This window comes from Mitsuokella apri, assembly GCF_051886055.1.
In the GTDB taxonomy this organism is placed as follows: domain Bacteria; phylum Bacillota; class Negativicutes; order Selenomonadales; family Selenomonadaceae; genus Mitsuokella.
Window position 1 is genome coordinate 91,869 of the sequence record NZ_JBJEXT010000049.1, and the last position, 16,739, is coordinate 108,607.

General features: G+C 52.0%; 12 protein-coding genes, 1 tRNA gene, 1 rRNA gene and 1 other RNA gene. 13 read left to right on the plus strand and 2 right to left on the minus strand.

Annotated elements, in window-relative coordinates; translation table 11 throughout:
- Positions 1–66: 66 nt before the first annotated feature.
- Positions 67–798 carry a trehalose operon repressor gene (gene treR / locus ACI4OH_RS07690; RefSeq protein ID WP_439784529.1) on the minus strand — a complete coding sequence of 244 codons (732 nt, stop codon included), beginning with the start codon at positions 796–798 and terminating at the stop codon, positions 67–69.
- A 199-nt stretch (positions 799–997) separates the two neighbouring features.
- Here treR and treC point away from each other — a divergent pair, with 199 nt between their 5' ends.
- Positions 998–2,629 (plus strand): alpha,alpha-phosphotrehalase, encoded by a 1,632-nt coding sequence (treC, locus tag ACI4OH_RS07695; protein WP_439784530.1) that lies wholly within the window; start codon positions 998–1,000, stop codon positions 2,627–2,629.
- A 72-nt stretch (positions 2,630–2,701) separates the two neighbouring features.
- Here treC and ACI4OH_RS07700 read toward each other — a convergent pair whose 3' ends face one another.
- Positions 2,702–6,547, minus strand: a complete 3,846-nt coding sequence (locus ACI4OH_RS07700; protein WP_439784531.1) for an EAL domain-containing protein — start codon at positions 6,545–6,547, stop codon at positions 2,702–2,704.
- Positions 6,548–6,846: 299 nt separating this feature from the next.
- On the opposite strand from ACI4OH_RS07700, the gene deoC reads away from it, so the two are divergent.
- The 12 genes from deoC to ACI4OH_RS07760 form a co-directional block, all read left to right on the plus strand.
- A complete protein-coding gene (gene deoC, locus ACI4OH_RS07705; RefSeq protein ID WP_439784532.1) occupies positions 6,847–7,500 on the plus strand; it encodes a deoxyribose-phosphate aldolase in 654 nt (217 codons plus the stop codon).
- 38 nt (positions 7,501–7,538) lie between these two features.
- Entirely contained in the window at positions 7,539–8,717 is a 1,179-nt protein-coding gene (locus tag ACI4OH_RS07710; RefSeq protein ID WP_435721869.1) for a phosphopentomutase, read from the plus strand.
- 78 nt (positions 8,718–8,795) lie between these two features.
- Entirely contained in the window at positions 8,796–10,118 is a 1,323-nt protein-coding gene (locus ACI4OH_RS07715) for a pyrimidine-nucleoside phosphorylase (RefSeq protein WP_432647243.1), read from the plus strand.
- An 18-nt stretch (positions 10,119–10,136) separates the two neighbouring features.
- Positions 10,137–10,523: a cytidine deaminase gene (locus ACI4OH_RS07720; RefSeq protein ID WP_432647244.1), complete on the plus strand. Its 387-nt coding sequence runs from the start codon at positions 10,137–10,139 to the stop codon at positions 10,521–10,523.
- 80 nt (positions 10,524–10,603) lie between these two features.
- Positions 10,604–11,803, plus strand: a complete 1,200-nt coding sequence (locus ACI4OH_RS07725; RefSeq protein WP_435721870.1) for a NupC/NupG family nucleoside CNT transporter — start codon at positions 10,604–10,606, stop codon at positions 11,801–11,803.
- A gap of 188 nt (positions 11,804–11,991) precedes the next feature.
- A tRNA-Ser gene (locus ACI4OH_RS07730) sits at positions 11,992–12,083 on the plus strand.
- A 32-nt stretch (positions 12,084–12,115) separates the two neighbouring features.
- Positions 12,116–12,215: signal recognition particle sRNA small type (ffs, locus tag ACI4OH_RS07735), an RNA gene on the plus strand.
- Positions 12,216–12,296: 81 nt separating this feature from the next.
- Positions 12,297–14,246, plus strand: coding sequence for a DNA polymerase III subunit gamma/tau (gene dnaX, locus ACI4OH_RS07740; RefSeq protein WP_439784533.1), 1,950 nt, complete (start codon positions 12,297–12,299; stop codon positions 14,244–14,246).
- Positions 14,247–14,373: 127 nt separating this feature from the next.
- Positions 14,374–14,709 carry a YbaB/EbfC family nucleoid-associated protein gene (locus ACI4OH_RS07745; RefSeq protein WP_432647247.1) on the plus strand — a complete coding sequence of 112 codons (336 nt, stop codon included), beginning with the start codon at positions 14,374–14,376 and terminating at the stop codon, positions 14,707–14,709.
- Position 14,710: 1 nt separating this feature from the next.
- The gene (gene recR, locus ACI4OH_RS07750) at positions 14,711–15,307 is read left to right on the plus strand and encodes a recombination mediator RecR (protein ID WP_439784534.1); all 597 of its coding nucleotides are present in this window, start codon (positions 14,711–14,713) and stop codon (positions 15,305–15,307) included.
- Complete coding sequence (locus ACI4OH_RS07755) at positions 15,307–15,549, plus strand: pro-sigmaK processing inhibitor BofA family protein (protein WP_432647249.1); 243 nt, start codon at positions 15,307–15,309, stop codon at positions 15,547–15,549. The genes recR and ACI4OH_RS07755 overlap by 1 nt, the downstream gene beginning before the upstream one ends.
- Positions 15,550–15,985: 436 nt before the next feature.
- Positions 15,986–16,739, plus strand: a 16S ribosomal RNA gene (locus tag ACI4OH_RS07760); the annotation flags it as partial.

The window sequence follows — 16,739 nt, forward strand, 5'->3', positions numbered from 1 at the left end:
AAAGTAAAATAAAAAAGAAGGTGTGGCTGGAATGCTTTTGCATCCCGGCTGCACCTTCTTTTGGTCTTATGGCTGATTGCGATAGCGCGTAGCGGTATCTTCAAAGGAAAAGCGTTCCGGATGATGGCGGGAAATGGTGTACTCAATCTGTATGCCATTGTCGTTGAAGGTTTGGCTGGTAATGACCGCCACGCAGTTGTAATCGCCGAGTTCCAGGCACTGCCTGTCTTCTTCGGTAACGCGTTCGACGGTTATGCGCCGTTTGCTCGTGACGATTTTGATGCCGAGAACATCTTCAAGGTATTCATAGATGGACTGCTGGGCAATTTCACTCGTGAGAGCCGGAACGAGATCTGCACGGAAAAAATTTTTGTCGAGGATCAGAGGCTGCCCGTCAAGCAGCCGCACGCGGTAAATCTTCCAGAGGATTTCTCCTTTGGGAAAGCCGGTTTTCCGGGCCAGGGCTGCCGTGCACACACAGCGCTCAAAGCGGAGGACTCTTGTCTTTGACTGCAGATGATTGCGCTGGGCTGCTTCCCTAAATGTCTCGATGCCGCCTATGCGAAATTCGCTCTGGGCGGCAGGCTGATAGAGCACGCGCACACCTTTTCCCTGAATAGCCTGTACGTATCCCAGCTCAATCAATTCGCGCAGGGCCCGTCTCACGGTGTTGCGCGAGCAATTGTAGGCTGCAGTCAGTTCGTTTTCTGAGGGCAGCAGTTTTTGATAGGCATATACACCTGTTTCCACTTTCTGCCTGAGGTCCTGATAAATATCAGCAAATTTTGCTTTCGGCATGAAAAATCCTTCCTTATTCCATCATCAGTTTTCAATTCTATCATCAGTTTTCACATACTTATTATAACGAGGTGGAACGTATTTCTGCAAATTTCGACAGGACAAGGAAGAATTGCTGATTTTCACAGTTGACTTGTTTAAACAAGCATGTTATAACTGAAGTATAAGAGATGTTATTTTGTAAGAAAGAGGCAGCGCTATGACAAGCTTTCACGATAAAGTCGTCTATCAGATTTATCCGAAGTCGTTTCAGGACACGAATGGCGATGGCTGGGGGGATTTAAAGGGAATTACGGCACGCCTCGATTATCTTGCAGACCTCGGTGTCGATTATCTCTGGCTCACGCCGATTTTTCCTTCACCGCAGCGCGACAACGGCTACGATGTAGCGGATTACCGCACCGTCGAACCGCGTTTTGGCACGATGGCGGATCTCGATACACTCATTGCGGAAGCGGACAAGAGAGGAATCGGCCTGATGTTTGATATGGTGTTCAACCATACCTCGACGGCACACGAATGGTTCCAGAAGGCCTTGGCTGGTGACAAAAAATACATGGACTATTATATTTTCCGTGACGGCGCTCCCGAAACGCCGCCGACGAACTGGCAGTCCAAATTTGGCGGCCCCGCCTGGGAGTATGTGCCAAAACTCAAGAAATGGTATCTGCATCTCTTTGATGTCACACAGGCTGACCTGAACTGGGAAAATCCGGAAGTCCGCGCGGAACTCAAGGACATCCTGCGCTTCTGGAAGGAAAAAGGCATCAAGGGCTTCCGCTTCGATGTAGTCAATCTGATTTCCAAAGGCGAATACCGCGATGATTTTGAGGGCGATGGCCGCCGTTTTTATACGGATGGCCCGCGCGTACATGAATTCCTTAAGGAAGTCGTGCATGACAGCGGTATTGACGGCATGATCACGGTCGGCGAGATGAGTTCGACGACCATCGAAAACTGCATCCGTTATTCCAACCCGAAGGAACATGAACTTTCGATGACCTTCAGCTTCCACCACCTCAAGGTCGACTATAAAAATGGGGATAAATGGTCTTTGATGGCTCCTGATATGCATGCTTTGAAAGAAATCTTTGCCAAATGGCAGGAGGGCATGGAAGAGGGCAATGGCTGGAATGCCGTTTTCTGGTGCAACCACGACCAGCCCCGCATTGTCTCGCGCTTCGGCGATACCGGGAAATATTGGCGCGAGTCTGCGAAAATGCTCGCAGCGGCCATTCATCTCATGCGCGGTACGCCGTACATTTATCAAGGTGAGGAAATCGGCATGACGAATGCGGATTTTACTGACATCCGTGCATACCGCGATGTCGAAAGCATCAACTACCATGATATCCTGAGGAAGAATGGCAAATCGGAAGAAGAAACGATGAAAATCATCGCAGCGCGCTCGCGCGACAACAGCCGTACGCCGATGCAGTGGACAGCCGGCGAAAAGGCCGGTTTTACGACAGGTACGCCGTGGCTGGGTCTCAACAAGAATCATGAAACCATCAATGCTGAGCAGGAGAGTGCAGATGGAAACTCGATTCTTTCCTTCTATAAAGAGCTCATCCGTCTGCGCAAAGAAATGCCGCTGATTGCCGAAGGCACCATTCATTTCCTTGAGCGTGAAAACGACGATGTGCTCGCCTATGAGCGGCAGCTTGGCGAAGAGCGGCTGCTGGTCTTCTGCAATTTCCGCCCGCAGGAAGCAGATTTGCAGGAATCGCCGCTGACGTATGAGAAAAATGGCTGGCAGAAACTTTTGGGCAATTACCCGGAATGCAGGGCAAATCTTCGTCCGTATGAAGTCGTTGTCTTGAAAAAATAATAAAATAACAGCATAACGATTAAAAAATCAGCCTTTCCTTTTTGGGGGAAAGGCTGATTTTTGTACACGGTATCACATGAGGTCTTCCCGTGTCAGGTGTTTGGCCTGTTTATCGTGGTACATGTTGGCATCGGCTTTGCGGATGAGGTCATCGATGTTGCCGAAAGGCGCTGTCTCGATGACATAGCCGAGGGCGGCGCTGGCCCTGTGGCCCTTGAGGTTTACCTCAATGCGCTGCAGGAGATTGCCGGCACCGATGGCATTTTCACAGGGCGTGATGGACAGAAATTCATCGCCGCCGAGACGGAATACTTTGTCACGGCCCATGATTTCCGTCAGGACGAAGGAAACGGTCTGGATGAGCAGATCGCCGCGTTCATGCCCGTAGGTATCGTTTGTCTTTTTGAGGCCGTTGATATCGGTGAAGATGATGGCATAGGAAACGCTGTTTTGAATCTTGTTTTTCAGGTAATCGTTCAGCGCACGGCGGTTGCCAATGCCCGTCAGCTGGTCAACGGTGCTGAGTTCCTGCAGATACGAAATATTGTTGCGGTTGCGCAGCAATATGGAGCAGACATGCATTGCAGCTTTGAGGAAAGGTGCCACGACTGGGAATTTTTCTTTTTCCGGGTTGAGGATAGCGATATACCCGACGGAGTGGTCGCCGATGACGACATGACCGGCAGCAAAGCGCTTGAGACCGCTGACATGGAAAAGAAGATCGGGATGTTTTTGTTCATAATGAGAGATATCTTCGACGAGCAGGATGGAGTCCTGAGCGAAGGCATCGTATAATGGTTTGACATCGAGAATTGGCAAATGGCGCAGTGAAGTCTGGAGAAGCGCTGCATCTTTGCTGTGCCATTCGTAGGAACAGCTCAGATGGAAGCCATCGGGTTCCTCCTCCATGAGGAGCACATGACCTGCTGCAAGCGACCGGCCAATCTTGTCAAGCATCTTCATGATGCCTCTTGCTGGATCTTCTTCCTGAATGGAAAGTGTGACAATATCATGGATGGACGCATCCAGTACATTGATATTCTCTGGTGACGAAAAGGCATTTGTCAGATGCTTGACATCAATGCTGTCGGAAAAGATATAGTCATCGCCATTCCAGGTGATCAGGGTGTTCCAGCACCAATAGTCAGAGCCCGTCCAGGGAAGATGCAGTTTGCGGAAGGAAAAACGGTCATGTGTCAAACGTTTCCTCGGACAATTTTGACAAGGCTCTTGACTGCCGGCAATGAGTTCATAACATTTCTTGCCGGCATACTGGAAACTTTCCGGCAGGTGGAAACGGCTGAGCAGATAAGGATTGACATAGACGAGTTCATAGGTAAGAGGATCCGTGATATAGATTAGACGGTTGAGATGGTCGAATTTTTCCAGCTCAAAGGAGATGGAATCCCCATGATGCCCCGTGATGCCGAATGCCGGCAGATTGCCGAGACAGCGTTCGGAGAGGATCTTCAGAAACTCATCCGATGTGCGCGCCTCAGTGCCTTGTTCTAAGGCATAATGACATGACAGCGTGCAGGCGTAACCGTCGATTTCCGTCATTGTATGCATGGCCTTTTCGATTTCTTTCAAACGTTCGCGCATTTCGCCAATACTCATATGTTTTTGAAACAGAACAAAGATACCGCTGCCCGTATGTGCTGCAACGAGATTTTTTTTCATTTCGCGGCGTATGGTATCGCGGAGATAGAGAAGCAGGCGTTTTTGAATGTGCGGACCGTATGTCTTGGCAATCCTGTCGAATTCCGGGATGATGAGCATGGCGCCGACATAATCTTCGCCGTGCAGGCGCAGATTGTCGGCGAATTCAACGCTCGCGAGAATCATGCCGCGGTAATTGTAGAAATTCGTCTCTTCATCGACGAGATAAAGTCTGCGCTGCAGGGCCTGCTGTTTTTCCTGTTCTTCAAGGTCGCGGAATTCGCCGAGCAGGCCGACGATGTTGAGACCACTGTAAATCGGGTACTTGGAAAAGGAAATGGTATGCTGGCGTCCGTGTGTGATACAGTGACCGTGCCCATCATGGATGGGAAGGCCCTGCTTCAATACGGTTTCCTCGTGCCGGTCCATTTGGGCGTTGGAAATATGCCAGCCGATATCATCATCGGTCTTGCCGATGAGGTCGTTGATGCTTTCGAGCCCGTAAAAGCGCAGAAAAGCAGGACTGGCGCCGACAAAACGTCCCTGCATATCCTTCCAAAATAATTTCCGATGGGAAAAATGCATGAGGGAATGCCAGAGCTGTTCATCGCTGATGTTGTTTTCGCCGGTATTTTCCGGCAGACTGGTATAGCCGTAAGAAGCCATGATCGTGCGCAGCAGCTGTTCTTTTTCCGGTTGATTCTCAAAAATGAAGTCGTGCAGACAGATGAGCCGGCAGGGATGGTTTTTCTGCTGGAAAAATATGACTTCAAAGGTTTGCCAGCGGTAACTGCCATTGGCCTGCTTGACGCGGAACAGCCCCGACTCCGTATGCGGCTGAAAACGGCTGGACTGTTTCTGCTGCCCGATATCGCGAATGAAGTGCAGAAATCTCTGGCGGTCGGACGGATGGATGTGATAGGAGGCGTAGGCCAAAAAGGATTTCATAATGCCGTGCAGGTGTTCACCGGCTTTATAATGGCCAACCGTCGCTTCGATGATGTCGATGCGGTTGCGTTCCAGGTCCATTAGATAAATGTCCGGATAAATGTGCAGCAGATTGCGGACAATATGGTCATAGTGAGAGGAATTGTCCTGGACCTCGTTTTCAGCCATCAGGTGGCGGAGCTCTGCCCGCTGCAGATAAAGGCCGTTGGTGCCAGCCAGCGTCTTGAGATGAAAATGAAAATACTGGCCTTCGCCGATGCAGGTAATTTCCTCCTGTTTGTGTGAGCGGATGGCCTGATTGGCAAGTGCGCGTATCCTGTCCTGTATGATTGGGGGCAGAAACTCGATGACGCGGTTTGCTTCTTTTTGACTGTTCAGGCCGGCTGCGCGCAGTTCTTTTTGATATGCTTCATTCGCCGCGAGCAGGGAAAAATCTGCGCCGGTGTCCAAAAGAATGGCCACGGGGGTGTCCGTGATGAGATTCGTGAGGCCGGCCTGCTTAAAGATCTGTCCTTCGACCGGCGATTCAATGAGAAGTTCTTCCTGCAGTTGTTCAACGATATCCCCGTTCGTGTGTAAGAAATTCTGGCAGACGGCACCATGCACCTTCTCGCAGCCAATATTGCGGAGAAACTGACATTGATGCAGAGTCTGTACACCTTCCGCTGCCACATGGATGCCGAGATTTTTGGCCATGAGTACAATGGAAGTCAGGATTTTGCGCGTATCTTCATGGAATTGATGAAAAAAAACGCGGTCCAGACTGATTTCATCAATGGCGTAACGCTGCAGGGCCGCCAGTGACGAATAGCCGTAGCCAAAATTGTCCAGAATGATGGGGTGACCCTGCGAACGGAAGCGGCGGATCGCATCAGCCAGAACTTCTTCATGCTGCGTAAAAGCCGTTTCGGTTATCTCAATCTGAAAATTTGCGTGTGGCAAATGGTATTTTTCAGTCAATTCAGCCAGCTCTTTGCACGGGTCCATCAGCGCAAAATCACAGCGCGACAGATTCAATATGACCGGCGGCTGGATAAACTTCCGCTGCAAATGATGGTATTGGTCGATGGCGGCCTTCTTCATGATGAAATGGTCGAGCAGGTGAATCTTGTGCTCCTCTTCCAGGACCGGCACGAAAATATTCGGCGGGATTTTGCCATGAATGGGATCATCCCAGCGCGCCAATGCTTCTAAGGAACAAACTTTGCCCGTCAGGGCACGCACGACAGGCTCATAACAAATTGAAATGTGTCCGTCGTGCAAAGCTCGTTCAAAATTAAGTCGAATGTATTCTTTTATGTTGATATCCACGATGTGTGTACCCCTTCCCCGAAAACAGGTATCCACTATATGCTGTAGCTATTATATCATTTTTCAAAACGTTTTGTTATGCATATTCTTGTTCGACTTCCTGCTTAAAATGTAAAAAACTTGCGTGGGCATCAGAATTTGAGACAGATGTCCTTTTCTTTTCGTTTGTTATTGATTACAATAGAAACAAGAAAAAGCGATAGTCAAATTTAAAGAATCTGACGATTGCCAAATGCGAGAACAGGTATCCGATTTTTGTGTAATCCACTTAGAAAAATGATTCCAGAGGAGGAATTTTGATGAAGGCAGCAGAAATTCTGTCCCATGTAGACCACACCCTTTTGAAGCAGACGGCAACCTGGCATGACATCCAGCGCATCTGCGACGAGGCCGTCAAATACCATACGGCCACGGTCATGGTGCCGTCTTCTTTTGTGCCGCGCATCGTCGCGAAATACGGAAAACAGCTGAAAGTCGCCACGGTGGTCGGCTTCCCGAATGGCAATTGCAATACGGCGGCCAAGATTGCCGAGACGGCACAGGCTCTCGCCGATGGAGCAGAGGAAATCGATATGGTCATCAACATCGGCATGCTCAAGGCGGGCGAGACGAACTATGTGACGGATGAAATCCGCGCCTTGAAGAAACTCTGCGGCGAGCGCGTCCTGAAGGTCATCGTCGAGACCTGCTTTCTGACCGAAGAAGAAAAGATTGCCGCATGCCAGTGTGTCACGGAAGGCGGCGCCGATTTCATTAAGACGTCGACGGGCTTCGGTTCGGCAGGAGCGAAGCTTTCGGATATCGAATTATTTAAGAAGCACATTGGACCGAACGTGCAGATGAAGGCTGCGGGCGGTATCCATACGCGCGAAGAGATGGAAGCGTTCCTCGCTGCCGGCTGCACGCGCCTTGGGGCCAGTGCTGCGGTAAAAGTCCTGAAGGACGAACTTTAAGCGATTGCCTTCTATTATATAGAAAGGAAGTAACAAACATGAATGCCTTTAAACGTGCTTTTATCATTGTACTCGACAGTTATGGCATCGGTGCGGAGCCGGATGCCGCGGATTTCGGCGATGGCGACTGCAACACGCTGCGCTCGATTGTCGGCTCGAAGGAATACGACACGCCGAATATGAAAAAAATCGGCCTGTTTAATATCGATGGGGTAGGCTGCGGCACCCCGGAGGCTCAGCCCATCGGTGCGTTTGCGCGCCTGCGTGAACTTTCGCGCGGCAAGGATACGACAACGGGTCATTGGGAAATTGCCGGCATCATCTCGGAGCGTCCGATGCCGACGTATCCAAACGGCTTCCCGCCCGATGTCATTGAGAAGCTCGAAAAAGCTTTTGGCCGCAAGGTCCTCTGCAATAAGCCGTATTCCGGCACGCAGGTCATCCACGATTATGGCCGCGAGCAGAAAGAGACGGGCGGACTCATCGTCTATACGTCGGCCGACAGTGTTTTGCAGATCGCCGCTCATGAAGATGATGTGCCGGTAGAACAGCTCTACGAATACTGCCGTATGGCCCGCAAAATCATGCAGGGTGAGCACGGCGTGGGCCGCATCATCGCGCGTCCGTACGTCGGCGAATACCCGAACTACACGCGCACGCCGCGCCGCCACGATTTTTCCCTCGATCCGACCGGGGACACGATGATGGATGCTCTCTCTCGCAAGGGCCTTGCGACCATCGGCGTCGGCAAAATCTCGGATATCTTCGCCGGCCGCAGTATCAGCCGCACGCTCGGCATCAATAAAAATAACGAAGACGGCATGGAAAAGACCCTCAAGGTCATGGATGAGGATTTCACGGGCCTCTGCTTTGTCAATCTCGTCGACTTTGATATGACGTACGGCCACCGCCGCAATATTGACGGCTACGCCAAGGCCGCGACAGTCTTTGACCGTCAGCTCGGTGAGTTTATGGCTAAGATGAAGGATGATGATATCCTCATGATCACGGCCGACCATGGCTGCGATCCGGGCGCACCGGGTACGGACCATACGCGCGAGTATGTGCCGCTCCTGATGTACGGCAAGCACGTCAAGGCTGGCCTGAATCTCGGTACGTATCCGACGTTTGCCATGATTGGCGCGACGATTTCGGATATCTTTGACGCCGATCTCAAGACGAAGGGCGAGAGCCTGCTGCCGAGAATCATAAAATAATTTTCTGCTTTTCCCCTGCGCGGGGAAAAGCGTTATAGCAAAATTTGACAGAATACTTTAAATGAGGGGAATATTATTATGCGCATGTACGACTTGATTACGAAAAAGAAACATGGGAAAGTTCTGACGGATGCAGAAATCGAGTATATGATCAATGGCTACGTCAAGGGGGATATCCCCGACTACCAGATGTCGGCGATGCTCATGGCCATCTGGTTTCAGGGCATGACGGACCACGAAATCACGGAACTCACGAAAGTCATGGCCAAATCCGGTGATATGATCGACCTTTCGGCCATTGCCGGCAAGAAAGTCGACAAGCATTCGACGGGCGGCGTCGGCGACAAGACCACGCTGATCTGCGCGCCAATCGTCGCAGCCTGCGGCGGCAAGGTCGCGAAGATGAGCGGCCGCGGCCTCGGCCATACGGGCGGCACGGTCGATAAGCTCGAGTCGATTCCGGGGTATCAGACGGCCCTTTCGCGCGAGAAATTCTTCGATACCGTCAACAAATGCGGCGTCAGCGTCATCGGCCAGTCGGGCAACCTCGCCCCGGCTGACAAAAAGCTCTACGCCCTGCGCGATGTAACGGCTACGGTCGACAGCATCCCGCTGATTGCTTCCTCCATCATGAGCAAGAAGCTCGCGGCCGGCTCCGACTGCATCCTCTTAGATGTCAAGACGGGCAGCGGCGCCTTCATGAAGACGCTTGACGATTCCATCAAACTCGCGCAGACGATGGTCGCCATCGGTGAGCTCGCAGGCCGCCGCACGGTCGCGCTGATTACGGATATGGACACGCCGCTCGGCTACGGCATCGGCAACAGCATCGAAGTCATGGAGTCAATGGACGTGCTCAAGGGCCATGGCCCTGCCGACCTCACGGAAGTTTCGCTGCAGCTCGCGGCCAACATGCTCTATCTCGTCGGCAAGGGAACGCCTGAAAAGTGCCGCGCCATGGCGGAAAATGCCATCAAAGACGGCAGTGCATTTGAGACCTTCTGCACGATGGTCCGCGCTCAGGGCGGCGACGACAGCGTCCTGCGCGACTACACGAAATTCAAGCAGGCCCCGTACCGTGCCGACATCAAGGCGGAGCGCGACGGCTTTATCACAAAGATGAATGCCGAAGAAATCGGCGAGACGTCGGTCGTGCTCGGCGCTGGCCGCGAGACGAAGGAAAGTCCGATTGATTTTGCGGCAGGCCTGATCCTTCACAAGAAATACGGCGATGCCGTCAAGAAGGGCGACAGCCTCGTGACGCTTTATACGTCCAAGGAAAATGCTTTGGCAGATGCCGAGAAGATGTACCGCGAAGCCATTGCGATTGGCGACACGCAGCCGCCGAAAGAACCGCTTGTTTACGCACGCGTGGAAAAAGATAAGGTCGAGAAGTACTGAGACAGGGGAGATTGCATCATGAAAGACGAAGAACTCATCGATGTGGCGAAGAAATACCGCGAAAATGCCTATGCACCGTATTCGAAATTCAAGGTCGGTGCAGCTGTCCTGACGAAAAGCGGGGAAGTCTTTGGCGGCTGCAATATCGAAAATGCCAGCTATCCCGTCACGAACTGCGCGGAGCGCACAGCCATCTTTAAAGCCGTATCGGAGGGCCACCGCGATTTTGAGGCAATTGCCATCGTCGGGGATACTGAAGGCCCGTGCTCTCCCTGCGGCATGTGCCGTCAGGCTATCAGCGAATTTCGCATTCCCAAAATCATCATGGCCAATCTCAAAGGGAATTTTAAGACCGTATCGCTTGAGGAAATTCTGCCTTTTGCCTTTACGGAGAGTGACCTCTGATATATAATTGAAAAAGTGGTCAGATGTCCTCTTTTATCTGACCGAGGCATATCGCAATCCAAAAAGATAGGAGCAAATCTATGTATTTCGTGATTAATCTTCTCGGCGTGCTGATTTTTCTGGCCGTCGGTGTGCTCTTCTCCAAGAAGCGCAAAGACATTCACTGGCGCGGCGTAGGCTCTCTGCTCGCGCTCAACGTATTCATCGCGTGGTTTTTGACGTCATTCCCGATCGGGCGTGACATCGTGCAGGCGGCAGCTGCCGGTTTTACCTGGCTCGTCAGCGTCGCTTATGAAGGCATCGCATTTGCCTTCCCGGACTGGGTCCACGTACCGCAGATGAACTTCTTTACGTCGGCTCTGCTGCCAATTCTCCTCGTCGTGCCGCTTTTCGACATCCTGACGTATATCGGTTTTTTGCCGTTCATCATCAAATGGATCGGCAAGGCACTGGCCTTTATCACGCATGAGCCGAAATTTGAATCGTTCTTCGCGATTGAAATGATGTTTCTCGGCAACACGGAAGCTCTGGCTGTTTCAAGCCTGCAGCTCAAGCGCATGAAGGCCGACCGCTGCTTGACACTCGCCATGATGTCCATGAGCTGCGTTACGGCTGCCCTGATCGGTGTTTACACGAAGATGATGCCGGCTGAGTTCATCCTGACGGCAGTTCCCTTAAACGTCATCAATGCCCTGATTGTCACGAATCTCCTGCACCCTGTAAAGATTACGGAAGAAGAGGATACGGTTGCCCGCGTCAATGATGGCGGCAAGGCACGTGAGCCGTTCTTCTCGTTCCTTGGCAATTCGATTCTCGGTGCCGGCCGTCTGGTGCTCATCATCTGCGCGAACGTCATCGCGTTTGTCGCCCTCGCCAAGCTCATCGACATGCTGCTCGTGCTGATTTATCCGGCCCTCACGCTTGAGAATATTCTCGGCTGCATTATGTTCCCGTTCGCCTGGCTGCTCGGCCTCGATGCGACGGAGGCTTTTGCCATGGCACAGTACATGGGCACGAAACTCGTCACGAATGAATTCGTCGTCATGCTCAGCGTGCAGGATACCCTCAGCAATTACAGCCGCCATATGCAGGGCGTACTGACGGTCTTCATCACGTCGTTTGCGAATTTCTCGACGCTCGGCATGATCATCGGCTGCTTCAAGGGCCTGGTCGATGAGAACAAGAACGACCTGATTTCCCGCAATGTCGGGTACATGCTCCTTTCGGGCATTCTCGTTTCCCTGCTCTCCGCAGGTCTGGCCGGCCTTTTCATCTGGTAAGTCCGGTAAATTTGGTAAGTTTTTCCTGCTCATAAAATCTCCGCAGATTTTTCTGCGGGGATTTTTTTATAAAAAAGATAAAAAAGCTGTTGACAGAGCGCAAAAGGAATGGTAAGATATATATCGTTGCAGGCGGCAATTACGCGGCAGGGCAACAAAACTGAATAGCTTTTTTGGTAGAGCATTGTGGAGAGTTGTCCGAGTGGTTGAAGGAGCACGCCTGGAAAGCGTGTATACGGGGAAACCTGTATCGAGAGTTCGAATCTCTCACTCTCCGCCATTTTTATATCCTTTTTCAGGTCGGGCCGCAGTGTTTGGGTCTTGCGCAATGGAATCTCGCGAACCACGTCAGGTCCGGAAGGAAGCAGCGTTAAGCGAATCATTCCATGTGCCGCGAGGGTGCCTGGGGACTGCGGTTCGACGTGGAAAAGGATGAAGGGCAGCCTTTCGGGGCTGCTTTTTTGCTATAGAGATGCAGAGGAGGAATAGCGCGATGGCCTATGTTGCGCTTTATCGGAAATGGAGGCCGCAGACCTTCAAGGATCTGGTCGGTCAGGAACATATCAGCAGGACACTTGCCAATGCCATCACGAGCGGCCGCATCGGTCATGCGTATCTTTTTGCCGGCCCGCGCGGCACAGGCAAGACGAGTACCGCAAAAATTCTCGCGAAGGCCCTGAACTGTGAGCACGGCCCGACGCCGGAGCCCTGCGGCAAGTGTGAGCAGTGCCGCAAAATCACGGATGGCTCTTCGATGGATGTCTTTGAAATCGATGCGGCTTCGAACCGCGGCATCGACGAAATCCGCGATCTGCGCGAGACGGTAAAATTCGCGCCGGTCGACGGGCGCTACAAAGTCTACATCATCGATGAAGTCCACATGCTGACGACAGAGGCCTTCAATGCCTTGTTAAAGACTTTGGAAGAGCCGCCGGCCCATGTCGTCTTTATCTTGGCGACGACGGAAGCTCATAAAGTTCCTGCGACGATTCAGTCGCGCTGTCAGCGTTACGATTTCAAGCGTATTACAGTAGAAGAGATTGAAGGGCGTCTTCGCTATATCACGCATGAGATGAAGATGGAAGCCGAGGATGAGGCCCTCGCGATGATTGCCATTCAGGCCGATGGCGGCATGCGCGATGCCCTGTCCATCCTCGACCAGTGCGCGGCTCTGGCCGAGGGAAAAATCACGGCGGAGCGCGTACGCCAGATTCTCGGTCTTGTCGGCCATGACTGGATTTATAAGATGACAGAAGCGCTGGCTGGACGCAATGTACAGGACACCCTGCAGATTCTTGCGGAGCTTTTGCGCGATGGCAAAGACCTCAAGCAGATTCTTGCGGAACTCTCCCTGCATCTGCGCAGCCTCATGATTTTTCAGGCGGCCGGCACAGTCGAAGCGATGGATCTCTATGCCGAGCCTCAGGATGTATTACAGAAACAGAGCGGCCTTTTTGCGCCGGATGAACTGCCCCGTATGATTGGCCGTCTGCATGAGGCCATGAACGAGATGAAATGGTCGCCGCAGCCGCGCATTACGGTTGAAGTGGCACTGATGGCTCTCTGCCGTCAGGATTTGACGGCGGGCGGGGCAGAGCAGCCGGCTGCTTCGGCTCCAAAAGGCGAATACCACGCTCCTGCTGATGAAGCGCGCATTGCGAAGCTGGAGGCTGCCCTCGCCAGAGTCACGGCAGCACTGGCTTCCGGAAAAGCGCAGCTGCCCGCGCAAAATGGGCCGGCACAGGCTGCGGCCTCTGAGAAAATGCCTGCCGGCGGGGCTCCCGCGCCAGCGTCCCCGGAACCTGCTCCTGTCCATCACGACACAGCGGCAGCGGCTGAACCGGCTGCCGTGGACCAGGACGGCCTTGCCGTCTGGAACAAACTGTTTCAAGCCCTGCGTGAAGAACATAAAGCCCCGATTGTCGCCTGTCTCCAGAATGCGCAGTTTACGGGGATGTCTGCACATCAATTCCATATCCAGATGCAGAGCAGCCTCATGGCTTCTCTTGTCATGCGCAATTACCGCAAAATTATCGAACGAATCCTGCAGGCAGCAGCGGGCAGGGAATTACGGCTTGTCTGCACGGGCGAAGATGCGCCGATGAAGGCCCCGCCGCGTCCGCGCCGCCAGACCCGGCAGAGTGCAGCTCCGTCCGTTCGCCCGGCAGCAGAGCCAAAAATCAAGACTGCCGCTCCGGAAAAAGTACTCAATAAAGTGGCGCCTGAAGAACAGGCCCCGCTCAAAAAGGCCTTTGACGTCTTCGGCGCCAATGTCGTCGGCGTTGATGATGCGGCTCCTGTCCCAGAAGAACAGGATGCAGGCGGGGCCGAACCCGATATTCCCGATATTTATGAAGGCGGGGAAATCCCCCTGCCGGAAGACCAGGATGCCCCGCTGCCATCCGACAATGATGTACCGCCGCCAATGGATGAGGATGAGTAATATCGCCTCAATCATGAAAGATGAATCCGGATAAAGCAGTTGACGATATCCGTATTATTTGATAGTCTTAACTAGAAGAAATAATCAAAGTACATGCAGAAATGCATGAGAACGAGAGGTGTAATACATGTTTGGTGGAATGGGCAACATGGGCAATATGGCCGGCATGATGAAAAAAGTCCAGAAAATGCAGAACGAAATGAAGAAAATGCAGGACGAGCTCAAACGCAAGACGGTTGAAGTCACGTCCGGCGGCGGTGCTGTGAAAATCGTCATGAATGGTGAGAAACAGGTACAGGCTTTGACGATTGATCCGGCTGCTGTAGACCCTGAGGATGTCGAGATGCTGCAGGACCTCATCTCGGCTGCTTTCAATGAGGCCACGAAAAAAGTCGATGATATGATGGCTTCGGAAATGGGCAAGCTGACGAGCGGACTCGGTCTGCCGCCGGGACTCCTCTAAGATGCAGTATATCGCACCTTTAGCAAATCTGATTGAACACTTTCGCGCACTGCCGGGCATTGGCCAAAAGACGGCAGTGCGTCTTGCTTATCATGTACTCGATATGGATCCTGCACAGGCGAGGTCATTGGCCTCGGCTATTATCGATGCGAAGGAAAAAATCGGATTCTGCAATACCTGTTTTAACTTAAGCGACCAGAACCCCTGTGCCATCTGTGCTTCTTCGGAACGCGACCATTCTGTTATCTGCGTGGTCGAGCAGCCGCAGGACGTCGCAGCGATGGAACGCATGCGCGATTACAATGGCGTCTATCATGTCCTGCACGGTGCCTTGTCGCCGCTTGAAGGCATAGGCCCAGGGGATATCCGCATCAAGGAACTTTTGGGACGCCTGCAGGACGATACGGTCAAGGAAGTCATCATGGCGACCAATCCCAATGTCGAGGGCGAGGCTACGGCTATGTACATAGCGAAACTTTTAAAGCCCTTGGGAGTCAAAGTCACGCGCATTGCTCACGGTCTGCCGATTGGCGGAGATTTGGAGTATGCGGACGAAGTGACACTCTCAAAAGCCATGGAAAATCGGAGGGAAATCTGATGTTTGAGTTCATAACGGCCTTTGCTGTCGGACTGGTCGTACTGTGTCTTGTCGGCAAAGTCATATCCCTGCCGCTGCACCTGATCTGGAAGCTCATCACCAACAGCATTGTCGGTGCCATCCTGCTCTGGTTTGTCAAAATCTTTGCAGTCAAAGTGCAGATTACATTCCTTAGCGCTCTTGTGGCAGGCTTCTTCGGCGTGCCGGGGGTCATTGCCGTACTGTTATATACGTATCTATAATCATGCAGTCATGCAGAAAAAGGGATTGCCATGCTTTTTCAAGTTTTTTTGAAAAAGCTGTTGACAATCCCTTTTGTATACTGTATCATAATACAAGTCGCTGAGAGATACGGCAGATACAGACAAACAGCCTTGAGTGGCAAAACCTGTGAAAGCCAAAAAGCTTCAAAGCTTCAAAAAAGAAGAAAAAACTTCTTGACAAGCTGAGCTCGATGCGATAAGATATAAAAGTCGCTTGAAGCGAGAACGCTTCGAAAGACCAAGTTGTTCTTTGAAAACTAAACAATGCAACATGAATCATTTGTGATTCAAGCCAGATGTTATTAAAACATCGATTGATTATGAACATAAGCAATCGGCAATTTCTTTACTGAGCTTCATTTATTTGAGGTTCAGGCCAAAAAAGATTTTTAGAGCCAATCAAGGTTCTTCATATTTTATGGAGAGTTTGATCCTGGCTCAGGACGAACGCTGGCGGCGTGCTTAACACATGCAAGTCGAACGAGACGATTGAAAGCTTGCTTTTGAAAGTCGAGTGGCAAACGGGTGAGTAACGCGTAGACAACCTGCCGTAAAGATGGGGACAACAGTCCGAAAGGACTGCTAATACCGAATGTTGTCAATCTTCCGCATGGGAGACTGACTAAAGGTGGCCTCTACTTGTAAGCTATCGCTTTACGATGGGTCTGCGTCTGATTAGCTTGTTGGTGGGGTAACGGCCTACCAAGGCGACGATCAGTAGCCGGTCTGAGAGGATGAACGGCCACATTGGAACTGAGACACGGTCCAGACTCCTACGGGAGGCAGCAGTGGGGAATCTTCCGCAATGGGCGCAAGCCTGACGGAGCAACGCCGCGTGAGTGAAGAAGGCCTTCGGGTCGTAAAGCTCTGTTGTCGGGGACGAATGTTGTTGCTTAGAATATAGGTGTCAAATGACGGTACCTGACGAGGAAGCCACGGCTAACTACGTGCCAGCAGCCGCGGTAATACGTAGGTGGCGAGCGTTGTCCGGAATTATTGGGCGTAAAGGGAGCGCAGGCGGGAGATCAAGTCTATCTTAAAAGTGCGGGGCTCAACCCCGTGAGGGGATGGAAACTGGTTTTCTTGAGTGCAGGAGAGGAAAGCGGAATTCCTAGTGTAGCGGTGAAATGCGTAGATATTAGGAGGAACACCAGTGGCGAAGGCGGCTT